The sequence below is a fragment of the Sphingomonas sp. SP4 genome, from assembly GCF_058313375.1.
Window position 1 is genome coordinate 1,518,253 of the sequence record NZ_JBZFLE010000001.1, and the last position, 12,672, is coordinate 1,530,924.

General features: G+C 61.8%; 13 protein-coding genes. 4 read left to right on the top strand and 9 right to left on the bottom strand.

Going from position 1 to position 12,672, the window contains the following annotated elements; translation table 11 throughout:
• Position 1 precedes the first annotated feature (1 nt).
• Together AC4GYV_RS07745 and AC4GYV_RS07750 are read right to left on the bottom strand one after the other, a co-directional pair.
• Positions 2-151 carry a hypothetical protein gene (locus AC4GYV_RS07745; protein ID WP_491100073.1) on the bottom strand — a complete coding sequence of 50 codons (150 nt, stop codon included), beginning with the start codon at positions 149-151 and terminating at the stop codon, positions 2-4.
• The gene (locus AC4GYV_RS07750) at positions 148-363 is read right to left on the bottom strand and encodes a hypothetical protein (protein ID WP_491100074.1); all 216 of its coding nucleotides are present in this window, start codon (positions 361-363) and stop codon (positions 148-150) included. Before AC4GYV_RS07750 ends, AC4GYV_RS07745 begins: the two co-directional genes overlap by 4 nt.
• A gap of 80 nt (positions 364-443) precedes the next feature.
• Here AC4GYV_RS07750 and AC4GYV_RS07755 point away from each other — a divergent pair, with 80 nt between their 5' ends.
• Entirely contained in the window at positions 444-1,178 is a 735-nt protein-coding gene (locus AC4GYV_RS07755) for a hypothetical protein (protein WP_491100075.1), read from the top strand.
• A 275-nt stretch (positions 1,179-1,453) separates the two neighbouring features.
• On the opposite strand, the gene AC4GYV_RS07760 is transcribed toward AC4GYV_RS07755, so the two are convergent.
• The 4 genes from AC4GYV_RS07760 to AC4GYV_RS07775 all read right to left on the bottom strand — a co-directional run bounded on the left by AC4GYV_RS07760 (position 1,454) and on the right by AC4GYV_RS07775 (position 5,846).
• On the bottom strand, positions 1,454-3,547 hold the full coding sequence (locus AC4GYV_RS07760) for an EAL domain-containing protein (protein WP_491100076.1): 2,094 nt from the start codon (positions 3,545-3,547) through the stop codon (positions 1,454-1,456).
• 130 nt (positions 3,548-3,677) lie between these two features.
• Positions 3,678-4,013, bottom strand: coding sequence for a PilZ domain-containing protein (locus AC4GYV_RS07765; RefSeq protein WP_491100077.1), 336 nt, complete (start codon positions 4,011-4,013; stop codon positions 3,678-3,680).
• Positions 4,014-4,109: 96 nt separating this feature from the next.
• A complete protein-coding gene (locus tag AC4GYV_RS07770; RefSeq protein WP_491100078.1) occupies positions 4,110-5,198 on the bottom strand; it encodes an inorganic phosphate transporter in 1,089 nt (362 codons plus the stop codon).
• 6 nt (positions 5,199-5,204) lie between these two features.
• Positions 5,205-5,846 (bottom strand): DUF47 domain-containing protein, encoded by a 642-nt coding sequence (locus AC4GYV_RS07775; RefSeq protein WP_491100079.1) that lies wholly within the window; start codon positions 5,844-5,846, stop codon positions 5,205-5,207.
• Positions 5,847-5,922: 76 nt separating this feature from the next.
• Between AC4GYV_RS07775 and AC4GYV_RS07780 the strand changes: the two genes are divergently transcribed.
• From AC4GYV_RS07780 to AC4GYV_RS07790, 3 genes are read left to right on the top strand one after another with little or no spacing between them, the layout of a single operon-like run.
• Positions 5,923-6,594, top strand: a complete 672-nt coding sequence (locus AC4GYV_RS07780) for an alpha/beta hydrolase family protein (RefSeq protein WP_491100080.1) — start codon at positions 5,923-5,925, stop codon at positions 6,592-6,594.
• A complete protein-coding gene (locus AC4GYV_RS07785) occupies positions 6,595-7,275 on the top strand; it encodes an HAD family hydrolase (protein ID WP_491100081.1) in 681 nt (226 codons plus the stop codon).
• A complete protein-coding gene (locus AC4GYV_RS07790; RefSeq protein WP_491100082.1) occupies positions 7,247-8,581 on the top strand; it encodes an MFS transporter in 1,335 nt (444 codons plus the stop codon). Before AC4GYV_RS07785 ends, AC4GYV_RS07790 begins: the two co-directional genes overlap by 29 nt.
• Here AC4GYV_RS07790 and AC4GYV_RS07795 read toward each other — a convergent pair.
• The 3 genes from AC4GYV_RS07795 to AC4GYV_RS07805 all read right to left on the bottom strand — a co-directional run bounded on the left by AC4GYV_RS07795 (position 8,547) and on the right by AC4GYV_RS07805 (position 12,587).
• A complete protein-coding gene (locus tag AC4GYV_RS07795) occupies positions 8,547-9,857 on the bottom strand; it encodes a sugar transferase (RefSeq protein WP_491100083.1) in 1,311 nt (436 codons plus the stop codon). The genes AC4GYV_RS07790 and AC4GYV_RS07795 overlap by 35 nt on opposite strands.
• 99 nt (positions 9,858-9,956) lie before the next feature.
• Positions 9,957-11,225, bottom strand: a complete 1,269-nt coding sequence (locus AC4GYV_RS07800; RefSeq protein ID WP_491100084.1) for a nucleotide sugar dehydrogenase — start codon at positions 11,223-11,225, stop codon at positions 9,957-9,959.
• 54 nt (positions 11,226-11,279) lie between these two features.
• Positions 11,280-12,587, bottom strand: coding sequence for a UDP-glucose dehydrogenase family protein (locus AC4GYV_RS07805; RefSeq protein WP_491100085.1), 1,308 nt, complete (start codon positions 12,585-12,587; stop codon positions 11,280-11,282).
• Positions 12,588-12,672: the final 85 nt, after the last annotated feature.

Consider the following 12,672-nt stretch of genomic DNA (forward strand, 5'->3'; position numbering starts at 1 on the left):
GTCAGCGGCCGATCGGCCACTCGATCACGTTGGGAGCTGACACTTTCGGATCCTGCGGATCATCGGGGGAATCTGCGTCAGCCAGCGGCCGACGAATGGAGCGCTGCTTGGAGATATCACGCAGCCGATTGAGCGATGCAGGTTTCTTCATTGCAGCGCGTCCCGGGTTTCTAGCGCGTCGGAGCCTTCAGCAGAATCCGTGGGAGCCTCCGTCGGCGCAAGCTGCTCAAGTTCATACGGCTGCTCGGGCCGCGGATTATCCGACAGGCCCAATCGCGTACGATCGGCGAGCGCGTTCAGCCGTGCGATCACGGCTTCGTCCTCGGGTGTCAAAGGACGTCGATTAGCCTTCAAAAACTTCATGGGCGGTGTCCCCCGTTGTCCAATCCACCGCCACGCCAATTACGTCAGCTACCCGACATTTGTTGACGAAATGGAAACGCGTGGAGCCGCGACGAGGCGACGAAGCTCTGCTAATGCAGATCTGCTCAGCGGGGGCTGCGATGCTTTTCTTCCACATCATGAAATCGCTCGACGAACTGCTCTACGAGCTCATGACGTGGCTGTTCTTCTATCCGGTGACGCTCTGGCGTTCCGTCCGCCACCCTCTTCGAACGATGGAATATGCTCGCCGCGAGCTGCGGAAAGACGACCGCGAGCAATTCCGTGAAACGCTCCGCCCTCCGATCTTCCTGCTGGTGACGGTGATCATTGCTCACCTGGTTGAGTTAGCGTTCGTCGGCGATAGCAACGTCGTCAGTAACACCGTCGGATTAGCCGACCTGATCGACGACGACACCAGCCTGATCATCTTCCGGATCGTGGCCTTCGCGATCTTCCCGGTTGCAATGGCGACCATCGAGACCCTCCTCACCGGGGACCGCGTCGACCGGAATACGCTTCAGGAACCCTTCTACGCCCAGTGCTTCCTGGCGGGCCCGTTCGCCTTGGCCTTAAGCCTGGCCTCTACCGCGATCAGGTTCCGACATCCGGTGATCGAACTGTCGGCCTTTGTCCTGGCGACAGCAGCGACCGTCTCTTATCTCTGCACGGAGGCTGCCTGGCTTCACCGGTCCACCCGCCAAGGCTGGTTGCTCTCGCTCGCCTTCACGATCGCGGGATACGTCATCTGCATGCTCATCCTGGCCGCGTTGGGCTGGGTGCTGGGAGCTGAATGATCGGCCTCTAGTCCTCGAGATGCCATTTTCCGTGCTCATCGCGCAGCATCGGTGTCCCACAGCGCCTGCAGAAACTCCGCCACCGATCGAGCCGCGGCACGAAATAGGCGCGGCTTCGGGATCGGCGATGACCGAAGATCAGACAGAAGATGTAGATACAGATGCTCCGATACTGGGGAGGTTCGGCCCGGCGGCTCCAACGCACAGCGACCATAAGAGTCGCTCCAATCTATCAGACTGTCTGCTTAATTCGTGTTCACGTCGGGAACCGAGGTTCACTTCCCGTGCGAACCGTCTCCGGCGGCTGATAGATAGTTTGGCGTCATGACGGCAGATGGCTTGGCTTCGACCTTTGCAGGTTGCAGCAGCTTGAGGTTGAACTTCTCTTTGAACTGAACGCCGAACTGGGTACCCTTCGCCCAGCGTATCTCTGCATTGATCAGGCCGCCAGCACCAAAATCGAGCTTGATCTCCGACCCGACCGGGATTTCCTCGCGCGCTTCCACCAAGGCTCCGCCGCTCGAGATGTTGCGCAGGCGAGCACCCTTCACCTGCCCGTTGAAGTGGATGAGGGCCGCCCGAATGATCCTGATGCGCGGCTCGCGCGGGGTGAGGTGCGCGTCAGGGCGCGTTGCCGCCCCCTTCTGCGCTAGCTCGGCCGCCTCTTCGGCGGGCATTGGCTTACCGAAAATGTAGCCCTGCACCAGCGAGCAGCCTAGATCCCTCACCAACTGAAGCTCGTCCTGCGTCTCCACGCCTTCGGCAGTGGTCTGCATCTGCAGGTCAGACGCAAGACCAACCATGGCGCGGATAAGCGAGGAGTTACGGCTCGTCGGATCGCAGGCGCCGCGGACGAAGCTCTGGTCAATCTTGATCTTGTCGAACGGTACGCGCTGCAAATAGCTCAAGCTTGAGTAGCCCGTTCCGAAGTCGTCCAGCGCGAGCTTTACGCCAATGTCCTTCAGATTGCCGATCATCTCGTGGACGTGCTCGTCATTGCTGAGGAACACGCCTTCGGTGATCTCCAGCTCCAGCCGCTTCGCCGGGAAGTCGGTGTCGCTGAGGACCGATCTCACTGTCGCAGGTAGCGAGTGGCTCTTGAACTGGATGGGCGAGAGGTTGACCGCGACGGAAATATTCGTCGGCCATTTCGCGGCCTCGGCGCAGGCGGTGCGGAGTACCCACTCGCCGATCTCGTTGATCAGGCCGATTTCTTCCGCGAGCGGGATGAACATTGCCGGGCTGATCGGCCCATGCTCCGGATGGTCCCAGCGCAGCAAGGCTTCGAAACCGGTGACCGCTTCGCTCGATGCGTCGACACAGGGCTGGAAGACAACCCGCAGCTGCTGCTTCTCCAGCGCCACCCGAAGGTCGGATTCCATGAGCTGACGCTCGCGTGCTGCCTCATGCATTTCGGACGCGAAGAAGCGGAAGCACCCCTTCCCCGCGGCCTTTGCGGCATAGAGCGCAAGGTCCGCGTCCCGCATCAGGTCGTCCGACGTGCGGTCGTCATAGTCGGACGTCACGATGCCCACCGAGGCGCCGATCGAAACGGCCGTGCCGTTAATCGTATAAGGCCGCGACAGACTGTCGATAATGCCCTGGGCGAGCTTCGACAGCTCCGGCTGCGACGACATGGTGGGAAGGACAACCTCGAACTCGTCGCCACCGAGACGCCCAACCTGCCCATTACTGCCGACTTCGTCAGTCAGTCGCAGCGCGACGAGACGGAGCAGCGTGTCGCCCGCAGGGTGGCCAAGGGTGTCGTTGACCGCCTTGAAGCGGTCGAGGTCTAGCAGGAAGACCGAGCAGCGGTGCTTCCGGCGCACGGCGCTGACCAGAGCGTCGTCGAGAGCGCGGCGAAGTGCCTCACGGTTGGCAAGTCCGGTGAGCGAATCCTGCCGCGCCAAGCGATCGAGTTCGACCTCCGACTGGCGCATCTTGGTCAAGTCTGAGGCGAACCCACGATAGCCGAAGAAGCGCCCGATCTCGTCATGGACCGGGCGGCCTGAGATCGACCACCAGATTTCGTTCTTCGTCTTCGCGCGGACGATCAGGTCCTGGAAGGCCACGTGCGACGAGAGATAGAAGCCGAGGGTTCGCTCGGACGTGGCACTGCCGTCCGCGCTCTCGGTGGAAATGAGATCGGTGAACGGACGGTCGACGAGATCGGCCGGCTCGCGCCCGAGCGCACGCGCCACGCAATCGCTGATGTAGGAAAGGTTGCCGTCCCGGGTGGTCTCCCAGAACCAGCCCTTCTCGCTTGCTTCGAACTCTTCGAGCAGCGCTTCGGCCCGCCCGGTTTGCGGGCGCACTTCCTCCGCTTCGGGCTGCGCGCCGGTCCTTAGAATTCGTCTGAAACTTCCCACGCGAGGCTCCTCGTCGCACGCAGATGCAGCCTATGTGGTTTAAATTCGGTTAGGCATGGGTGCGATAAGCGCTGCCGGCCTCCGATGCCGGGCGCCCTGCGCAGCCTGCAAGAACGGCGGCTCGCTTAGCCTAGCGCTCCCACCCCGTCACCGCAGCCCAGGTGGCTTCCTGCTTCATGTATGCGACGGCCTCTTCGCGTAGCGCTTGATCAAACTTGATGCCGCACTTGTCGGCACCTCGCCACACGACCTTTGCCATTCCATCGATCTTGCTCACCACGAGAAGCACATCGTCTCCGGGCGCGGGCAAGTCCCGGCCGTCAAGCTGGGCACCTTGCAAAGAGAGATCGGAAATCACGACTGCCCGGGACCGCGTGATCGACATGGCCGATGCCGCTAGCATGACTTGCTCCCTCGCCGAGCGGCGACGACAAACGTTGACGATCTTTTTTTTGCCGAAAGGCACGGCACCAACCTCCTGATGTCCGATCCCTGCCCGCAGTTTCGCATGAGCGCTCCGCCTGGGGAATGACGCAGTTTAGGTCGTGTCAGGCTGGGACGATCAGGTCTGAATGCGCCATGCGCGCGCAGAATAGATCACGAAGGTGAGAAGACCGAGGATCACACCTACGCGGACGAAATAACCGCTGATGAGCCAGTAGAATAAGGCTGCGACGAAGGCTGAAGCGGGTATCGTGATCACCCACGCGATGGCGACGTTCCCAGCGATGCCCCAACGCACCGCGGAAGCCCGCCGCGCGGCGCCCGCGCCAATGACGCAGCCTGTGATCGTATGCGTCGTCGACACGGGGATGCCCAAGTAAGATGCGGCGAAAAGCATGATCGAGCCTCCAGCCGATGCCGAGAAGCCCTGTTGCTGATTGAGCTTGGTGATCCGCGTTCCCATGGTTTCAATGATGCGCCAGCCACCGCTCAAGGTGCCCAGGCCCATGGCGATATAGCAAGAGAGCGCGACCCAGCCAGGCACTTCGAACTCGCCCTGCAGATGCCCTGTAGAGAAGAGCAGCACCGTGATGATGCCCATGGTCTTCTGAGCGTCGTTCAGCCCATGACCGAGCGAATAGGACCCTGCGGAAAGCAAATGAAGTCCGCGAAAGGTGCGCTCCGAGCCGCGCGCGCTCGCTCTGACGGCCAACCAGCTTGTCGCCAACATGATCATCATCGTGACTACCAGGCCCAGCACTGGGGAAAGCACGATCGCGATCAGCGTCTTGTTGAGGCCGACCCACTGGATGCTTGGAAAACCCGCATGTGCCACGCCGGCGCCTACGAGGCCGCCAACCAGAGCGTGGCTCGATGAGGATGGGATGCCTTTAATCCACGTCACCACGTTCCAGAACATCGCGCCGACAAGCGCGCCGAAGATCACGGCAGGGGTCACGACATCCTTGTCGATCAGCCCTTTGCCGATTGTATCTGCGACTTTGTGCAATGCCGGCCAATGAAGCGCCAGGAAATAAGCCGCGAAATTGAAGAAGGCTGCGAACCCGACCGCCGCCACAGGACTGATCAAGCGGGTTCCAACGACGGTCGCAATCGAGTTCGCCGCGTCGTGGAGCCCATTCAGAAAGTCGAATGCAAGTGCAACGACGATCAGCCCGACGAGGTACGGAAGTGCGAGTTCGTGCATGGGCGATCAGGCGTGATCGATCACGATGCCGTCGATCTCGTTGGCGACATCTTCCATCGCGTCGGTGATCCGCTCGAGATGCTTGTAGATCTCCCTCGCGACAATGAATTGCATGGGATCTTTGGAATGCGCCGTAAACGCCAACTTCAGGCCTTTGGCATGGGAGTCGTCGGCATCACCTTCGAGGCGAACCACACGTTCGGTAATCGTGTGGATGCGGGGGCCATTGCGACTGATATCCCGTAACAGCGGCATTGCCTCCGCGATCAGGTTCGCCGATTCGGCGATCATTCCGACCATGTTCTTCATCTGCGGTTCGAACACGTCGAGTTCGTAGAGGTCGATGGCGCGCGCCGTGGCCTGCATCTCATCGACCGCGTCGTCCATAGCTCCGATCAGTGAGGTGATGGCTCCGCGGTCGAACGGCGTCAGGAAAGTCCGGCGGACAGTCCGTAGCACCTGGCGGATGATATCGTCGGCGGCATGCTCTTGCCGGTCGATCTCCACAATGTACTGCTTCGCCGGAACACCGCCATCGACAAGCTTCGTCATCGCCTGCGCGGCGCCCACGATGGTCGCCGCATGCGCCTCGAACATGCCGAAGAAGTCGCCCGTCCTCGGAAGAAGGCGCTGGAACCAGTTGAACATGAAAACCCCTGCTGCGAGGGGCTCGGATTAGGGGAGCATTTCCCCTACGGCAACATACCAGCGCGAGGTCCCTCGGATGGAAGCGGAGACGATCAAGATCGCCGTCGGCGAAGATGAGATCACTGGCCTTTTCCTGCACCCCGACAATGCGCAGGCTCTTTATCTTTTCGCTCATGGCGCGGGCGCTGGAATGACCCACAGCGCGATGGAGTCCAACGCTCAAGGCCTCGCAAAGCGTCGGATCGCGACGCTGCGCTATCAGTTCCCCTACATGGAGAAGGGCTCGCGGCGGCCAGACTCCCCCAAGATCGCTCACGCGGCAGTTCGCGGAGCCGCTGCGGGAGCCCTTAGGTTGGCGCCAGATCTGCCGCTCTTCGCTGGCGGCCGATCGTTCGGGGGCCGAATGACTTCGCAAGCCCAGTCGATCGAGCCGCTGCCGCGGGTGAAGGGCCTGGTTTTCCTCGGCTTCCCTCTACATCCCGCGGGAAAGCCGGGCGTCGAGCGGGCCGCGCATCTGGCCGACATCGACATTCCGATGCTGTTTGTTTCGGGCGATCGCGACGCTCTCGCGGAACTTCCGCTGCTTCGAGGCGTCATCGCGGACCTCGGCGACCGCGCCACGCTTCACCTCGTCGCCCACGCGGACCATTCATTCAAGGTCGCGGCGAAGAGTGGGCGCACGGCAGCCGAGGCCGAGGCCGACGCTTTGGACGCGGCGGCCAAGTGGATGCTCGAAAGGAGTGCTTGAGTGGCCGGACCCGTGGCCTTCCTGTTCGATCTGGACGGCACCCTCGTCGATAGCGTCTACAACCACGTCCGAGCTTGGCATCTCGCGCTGCGCGAGGAAGGGATCGAGCTCAGTGTCTGGCGGATCCATCGCAAGATCGGGATGAGCGGGGGACTGTTCACCGCACAGCTTCAACGCGAGATCGGTAGGCCGATCGACGAAGAAACGACGCAGCGGCTGCGAGACCTCCACGCGGATTTCTTCCGTCAGATTTCGAAGGACGTGCCCCCGCTGCCGGGCGCCGTCGATCTCCTTCAGGAGCTTAGCCGCCAGGGACTGCCTTGGGCGATCGCAACGAGCGGACGCATGCGAACTGCAGAGACGAACCTGCGGAGCCTTGGCGTGGACCCGGAGAAGCAAACGGTGATCACGCGCGACATGGTTCAGTACGCAAAGCCGGATCCGGACTTGTTCGTCGAAGCGGCGCGACGTCTCGGGACGAGCACCGTAGGCTCCTACGTCATCGGCGACAGCATCTGGGACATGATCGCCGCCGCGCGCTGCGGCGCGCTTGGCATCGGCCTGCTCTCCGGCGGCTATGGGCGCGAGGAACTTGAGCGAGCTGGTGCGCTGCGCGTCTATGACGATCCAGCGGACATGCTAATCCATCTGGATGAGATCGCCCCGCGAACCCGAGACTGAGCCGCCCGCCGGGCATCCTGTTTCGCGCGCGTCGCTAGCAGTCGCCGCCTTCTCGACGGTCGTAGAGTGGTACGATTTCACGCTCTACCTTTACTTCGCCACGGTACTGTCTCGCGTCTTCTATGGCGGTGGCGCTCAGTCACTTCTGATCACGCTGGGCGGGTTTGCGATCGCCTATCTGATGCGACCGTTGGGCGCGATCTTCTTCGGTCACATCGGCGATCGGCTCGGGCGCCGGCACATGCTGCTCATTTCCGTCGCACTCATGACCGCTGCCATGCTGGCCACGGCACTTCTTCCGACACGAGCCGACATCGGCCCCGCGGCAGGTTGGCTGCTCCTCCTGCTCCGTTGCGTGATGGGGTTTTCCGTAGGCGGCGAATATACGGGGGTGGTCGCCTATCTCCTTGAAGGTTCGAGGCCCGAACGGCGCGGTCTTCTTGCCTCGTCGGCATCGGCAGCGAGCGAGGTCGGCGGACTGCTCGCCGTTGGGATATCCGCATTGACGGTAAGCCTGATGAGCGATGCAGCGCTCGAGAGCTGGGGCTGGCGCATTCCCTTCCTGTTCGGAGCATTGCTCGCTGGATCGGTCTGGATCGCGCGTTCGACGATGCACGAGTCACCGGAGTTCCGCAGGCAGCAAGCGCATGGAACCGTTCCCGCAGAGCCCCTCGGCTATGCTTTGCGGCACCATCGCGGAGGCATTGCACGCGCTTTCTCCATCTCCGCACTTGGATCGATCACTTACTATGTCGGAATCACCTATGTGCCTGCGTTCCTCACGTCAGCGGGATCGCTGAGCGAATCCGTGGCACTCTGGCTTTCCACCATTGCGGCGGTCGTCGTGATCCTGGTCACGCCATTTGTCGGACTTTGGTCCGATCATGTCGGACGACGTCCCATGCTAATCGCTTTGTGTATCGGCAGCGCATTGCTCCCGATTTCCATGTTCTCCCTCATGGCGAGCGGATCGCACTTGCAGGCCTTACTCGGAGCGACTGCCCTTGCCGCACTTGCGGGCGCCGTCAGTGCAGTCGGTGCCGTGGCCACCGCGGAGCAATTCCCGGGCGAAGGCCGCGTCACCGGCCTTGCGCTCGGAGCAACGATGGCGACGGCGGTGTTCGGCGGCCTGACCCCTTATGTCGCTCAGCTGCTGGTCGAGCGCACCGGGTGGACCATGGCGCCTGGAGCCATGATCGCGCTTGTCGCGGTTGCGGTGCTGCCGATCTTCTTTCTGATGAAGGAAACCGCTCCGCTGGCACTCCGGCGAATCAGCGAGCGCCCCAGCCCGTCACCATCGTCTTGATCGTCCGGAACACGATCAGGATGTCGAGCCACGGCGAAAAATATTTGATGTAGTAGAAGTCGTACTGGAGCTTCCGGTGGATGTCCGCGACCTCCGCCACATGGCCCTGGTTCACCTGCGCCCAGCCGGTGATGCCTGGCTTCACAACGTGGCGGTAGCGGTAGAATGGGACTTCCTCGGTGTACCAGCCTGAGAGGAGCTTCGCCTCCGGTCGAGGACCGATCCAGCTCATCTGCCACATCAAGATGTTGAAGATCTGGGGAAGCTCATCGATGCGAAGATCACGGAGCACCCTACCCACCCTCGTGACACGATCATCGTCGTCGCTGGTCATGAGGGCGCGTCGTTCGTCCTCGACCACGACCGGACGCATCGTTCGGAACTTGTAGACCGTGATCTGCTTGCCGCCGTGGCCGATCCGCTTCTGACGGAAAAAGACTGGGCCTGCGCTGTCGAGGCGGATCGCCAGACCGATGATGGCCATGAAGGGCAGCACAATTGGCAAGACGAGAATGGCGAAAACAAAATCGATCAGACCCTTCAGGTGAAAGTAGCCACGCATGGGAACGAGTGAGCCGAAGCTATTCTCTGACAGCTGTTTGATCTCAACAAGACCGGAGAGAGATTCCCAGAGCTGCTTGACCTGATAGACGACCCGCCCCCCTACCGCGGCGTCAGCGAGGAACGACTCCCATTCATCGGGGAGCTTCGCGGAAAAGTCGGCGACAATGGCCTCGCATCCACGCGCGTCTTGAAGCCGCGGCCGGCGAAGGACCAGCCAATCGATGCTTTCGATCTGGATAAGCCGCTCGATCGCTCCATACGGCACGACCGCGAAGCGGCGGCGCACCCGGTTCGAAGCGAAATAAAGCAGGTAGAGCCAGGCGACATGTAGGCCGAAGCCCAACGCCAGGCCGACACGATCATAAGGAAAACGCGTGGCGACGAACCACGTGAGCATGATCCCGTGTCCCGTCAGCGCGGCCGGAAAGATCACGTAGCTGCGGCGGATGCCTGGATAGGTCTCGATCGACAGCCGCATCCAGAATGCGATGACGATCGCGATCGTGTTGCCGATCAGCGTGTTCAGGCTGGCTGCCTCGGTCAGCGTACCCGGAAGAACCGGGCCGCGCAGCAACCATGGGGCAATCGCGCCCAAGACGATGGCGCAGGCGAACTGGAAGCGGCGCCGATTGAGTAACGAGGCGCGGGCCGCAGCGCTCGCCTTCTTGTCAGCGGGGGCTTCGAGAGCTCGCCTTCGAGTGGCCGCGTCCATGCATCCCCTGTTCAAACCCGCCTATACGGCCCGTCGGCTTTATCGCCGAAGTTCCTCCATTCCTAAGGAAAATAGCTCCGTTTTGGATGGGGTGCGCCTTTAAAGCGTCCAGCGGTCGATATGAGGACCAAGCTCAATATCGCGCCACATGCCCTTGAGATCGGCGAGTGTGCCTTGCGAGGCGAGCAATGAAGCCAGGCGGTCCGGTCCAAGTTCACGATACTCACCATGGGAGACCGCACCGACGACGAGGTCGTAGCGTCTCCCGTCCAGCTCTGTGACACTCAGGCCATGCTCGCGCTGCACCTGATCGGCCGACGCATAAGGGTCGGCTACGTCGACGGAATGTCCCAGCTCTTCCAGCCGCCGGATCAGGTCGAAGCTGCGGCTGTTGCGAAGGTCGGGCACATTCTCCTTGAACGTGAGCCCCAGCACGAGAGCGGATCCGCTTTTGCCGCGGCGTTCGTGCAGCGTCTCGGCAATCCAGGCGCCCATGCCGTCGTTCGTGCCTCGACCCGCGAGGATGACTTGAGGATTGTGACCCAGCTGCTGCGAGAGATGGCTGAGGTAATAAGGATCTACGCCGATGCAGTGACCGCCGACTAGTCCCGGCTCGAATCCGAGGAAGTTCCATTTCGTCTTCGCCGCTGCAAGAACATCCCAGACCGACACGTCGATCTTCGAGAAGATCTGCGCGACCTCGTTCATGAAGGCGATGTTGATGTCGCGCTGGGCATTTTCGATCGCCTTCGCTCCCTCGGCTGCCTTGATCGAGGCCGCGCGGAAGACACCGCCTTCCGTGATTGAGCCGTAGATGCCCTCGAGCTGGTCGAGCACTTCCGCATCCTCACCTGCGATCACTTTCGTGATGCGGTCGATCGTGTGCTCCCTGTCGCCAGGATTGATCCGTTCGGGGCTATAACCAAGCCGGAAATCCTGCCCGCGCTTCAGTCCGGAAACGCGTTCGATTTCGGGGCCGCACATGTCCTCCGTGACGCCGGGATAGACCGTACTTTCGTAGACGATCGTTGGGCGCCGGCTCGGATCGATCAGGCCAGCCACCGTTCTCGTCGCGCTCATGACGGCGCCGAGATCGGGCCGGTTCGCCTGATCGACGGGCGTTGGAACGGTAATGATGAAAACGTCGGCGCCTGCGAGGTCCTCGACGCTGTCAGTGGGGCGGAGTTTCGACGCCGCCAACTCATCGGAACTTACTTCGTGCGTGCGGTCGCTTCCGGCGCAAAGCTCCGAGATCCTCTTCGCGTCGATGTCGAAGCCGACCGTATCGAACCGCCGTGCAAGTGCGACTGCCAGGGGCAGGCCGACATAGCCAAGTCCGACTACGGCAATTCTCGGCGATACACTCATCCGGTCCGAACCATAGAGAGATTCAACCGGTTGGAAACTGTGCTGGGACCGCCCCTAAAGGGAGCCGCGCCCGACGCCGAAGTAGCAGAGGCCCGCCTCTTCCGCTTCATCGCGGCTATAGACGTTGCGAAGGTCGACGAGGACCTTGCCCCGCATCTTCGCAGCGAGCTTGTCGAGGTCGAGCGCGCGAAACTCGTCCCACTCCGTCACGATCACCAGCGCGTCCGCTTCATCAGCTGCTGCATAGGCGTCGGACGAGAAGGTGATGTCCTTGAAGATCTTCTCGGCCTGCTCCTGGGCGACCGGATCGAAAGCACGAATCTCGGCACCACGCTCGAGCAAATTATTGACCAGCGGAATCGAGGGCGCGTCGCGCATATCGTCGGTGTTCGGCTTGAACGCCAAGCCCAGCACGCCGACGCGCTTGCCGGAAATATCGCCACCGACAGCGCGGATCACACGATCGGCCATGGCGGCTTTACGCTCGTCATTCACCGCCACGGTGGTGCGGACGATCCGCTGATCGATCCCCGCTTCATCCGCGGTCTGCAGAAGCGCCAGCGTATCCTTGGGGAAACAGCTTCCGCCATATCCAGGGCCGGCGTGCAGGAACTTCGGACCGATGCGGTTGTCGAGGCCGATGCCGCGCGCGACGTCCTGCACGTCGGCATCAACAGCTTCGCACAAGTCCGCGATTTCATTGATGAAGCTAATCTTCACTGCAAGGAATGCATTGGCGGCATATTTGGTCAGCTCCGCCGTGCGGCGGCCGGTGATCAGGATCGGTGCACGGTTGAGGAACAGCGGCCGATAGATCTCCCGCAGCACGTCCTGTGCCCTGTCGTCCTCGGCGCCGACGACAATGCGGTCCGGGTGTTTGAAGTCGGCAATCGCGGCGCCTTCACGCAGGAACTCGGGGTTGGAAGCAACGGACACGTCCGTGACGCCCTCTTCGCGCAGAATTTCTTCGATCTTGTCGCCCGTACCGACGGGGACCGTCGACTTGGTGACGACAACCGTACCCGGCGCAATCACCTTCGCCAGCTCGCGAACCGCCTGGAAGACGAAGGTGAGATCCGCGTGTCCATCACCGCGGCGAGCGGGCGTTCCGACGGCGATAAACACGGCTTCCGCTTCGGCCACGCCGGCGGTCAGGTCTTTCGTGAAGGTCAGGCGCCCACGATCGACATTGGCCTTCACCAGCGCTTCGAGACCCGGCTCCCAGATCGGCATCTTGCCGTTGTTGAGGCCGTCGATCTTGGCTTCATCCTTGTCGATGCAGCAGACCTGGTGGCCGAAGTCGGCGAAACAGGCGCCGGAGACGAGTCCGACATAGCCGGTGCCGATCATCGCGATGCGCATTCACTAATCCCCCATTGCTAGGCGGCCCGGCTCTTAGCCGCCGCAGTGCGCAATGAACAAGCGCGACGACGCCTAGTTTTCGCCC

What these genes read in the sequence shown, in the direction of transcription:
- AC4GYV_RS07770 (WP_491100078.1), bottom strand. Translation starts at nt 5,198, where the DNA reads ATGCACGAACTCGCACTTCCGTACCTCGTCGGGCTGATCGTCGTTGCA.
- AC4GYV_RS07780 (WP_491100080.1), top strand. Translation starts at nt 5,923, where the DNA reads ATGGAAGCGGAGACGATCAAGATCGCCGTCGGCGAAGATGAGATCACT.
- AC4GYV_RS07800 (WP_491100084.1), bottom strand. Translation starts at nt 11,225, where the DNA reads ATGAGTGTATCGCCGAGAATTGCCGTAGTCGGACTTGGCTATGTCGGC.
- AC4GYV_RS07775 (WP_491100079.1), bottom strand. Translation starts at nt 5,846, where the DNA reads ATGTTCAACTGGTTCCAGCGCCTTCTTCCGAGGACGGGCGACTTCTTC.
- AC4GYV_RS07805 (WP_491100085.1), bottom strand. Translation starts at nt 12,587, where the DNA reads ATGCGCATCGCGATGATCGGCACCGGCTATGTCGGACTCGTCTCCGGC.
- AC4GYV_RS07745 (WP_491100073.1), bottom strand. Translation starts at nt 151, where the DNA reads ATGAAGAAACCTGCATCGCTCAATCGGCTGCGTGATATCTCCAAGCAG.
- AC4GYV_RS07795 (WP_491100083.1), bottom strand. Translation starts at nt 9,857, where the DNA reads ATGGACGCGGCCACTCGAAGGCGAGCTCTCGAAGCCCCCGCTGACAAG.
- AC4GYV_RS07750 (WP_491100074.1), bottom strand. Translation starts at nt 363, where the DNA reads ATGAAGTTTTTGAAGGCTAATCGACGTCCTTTGACACCCGAGGACGAA.
- AC4GYV_RS07790 (WP_491100082.1), top strand. Translation starts at nt 7,247, where the DNA reads ATGAGATCGCCCCGCGAACCCGAGACTGAGCCGCCCGCCGGGCATCCT.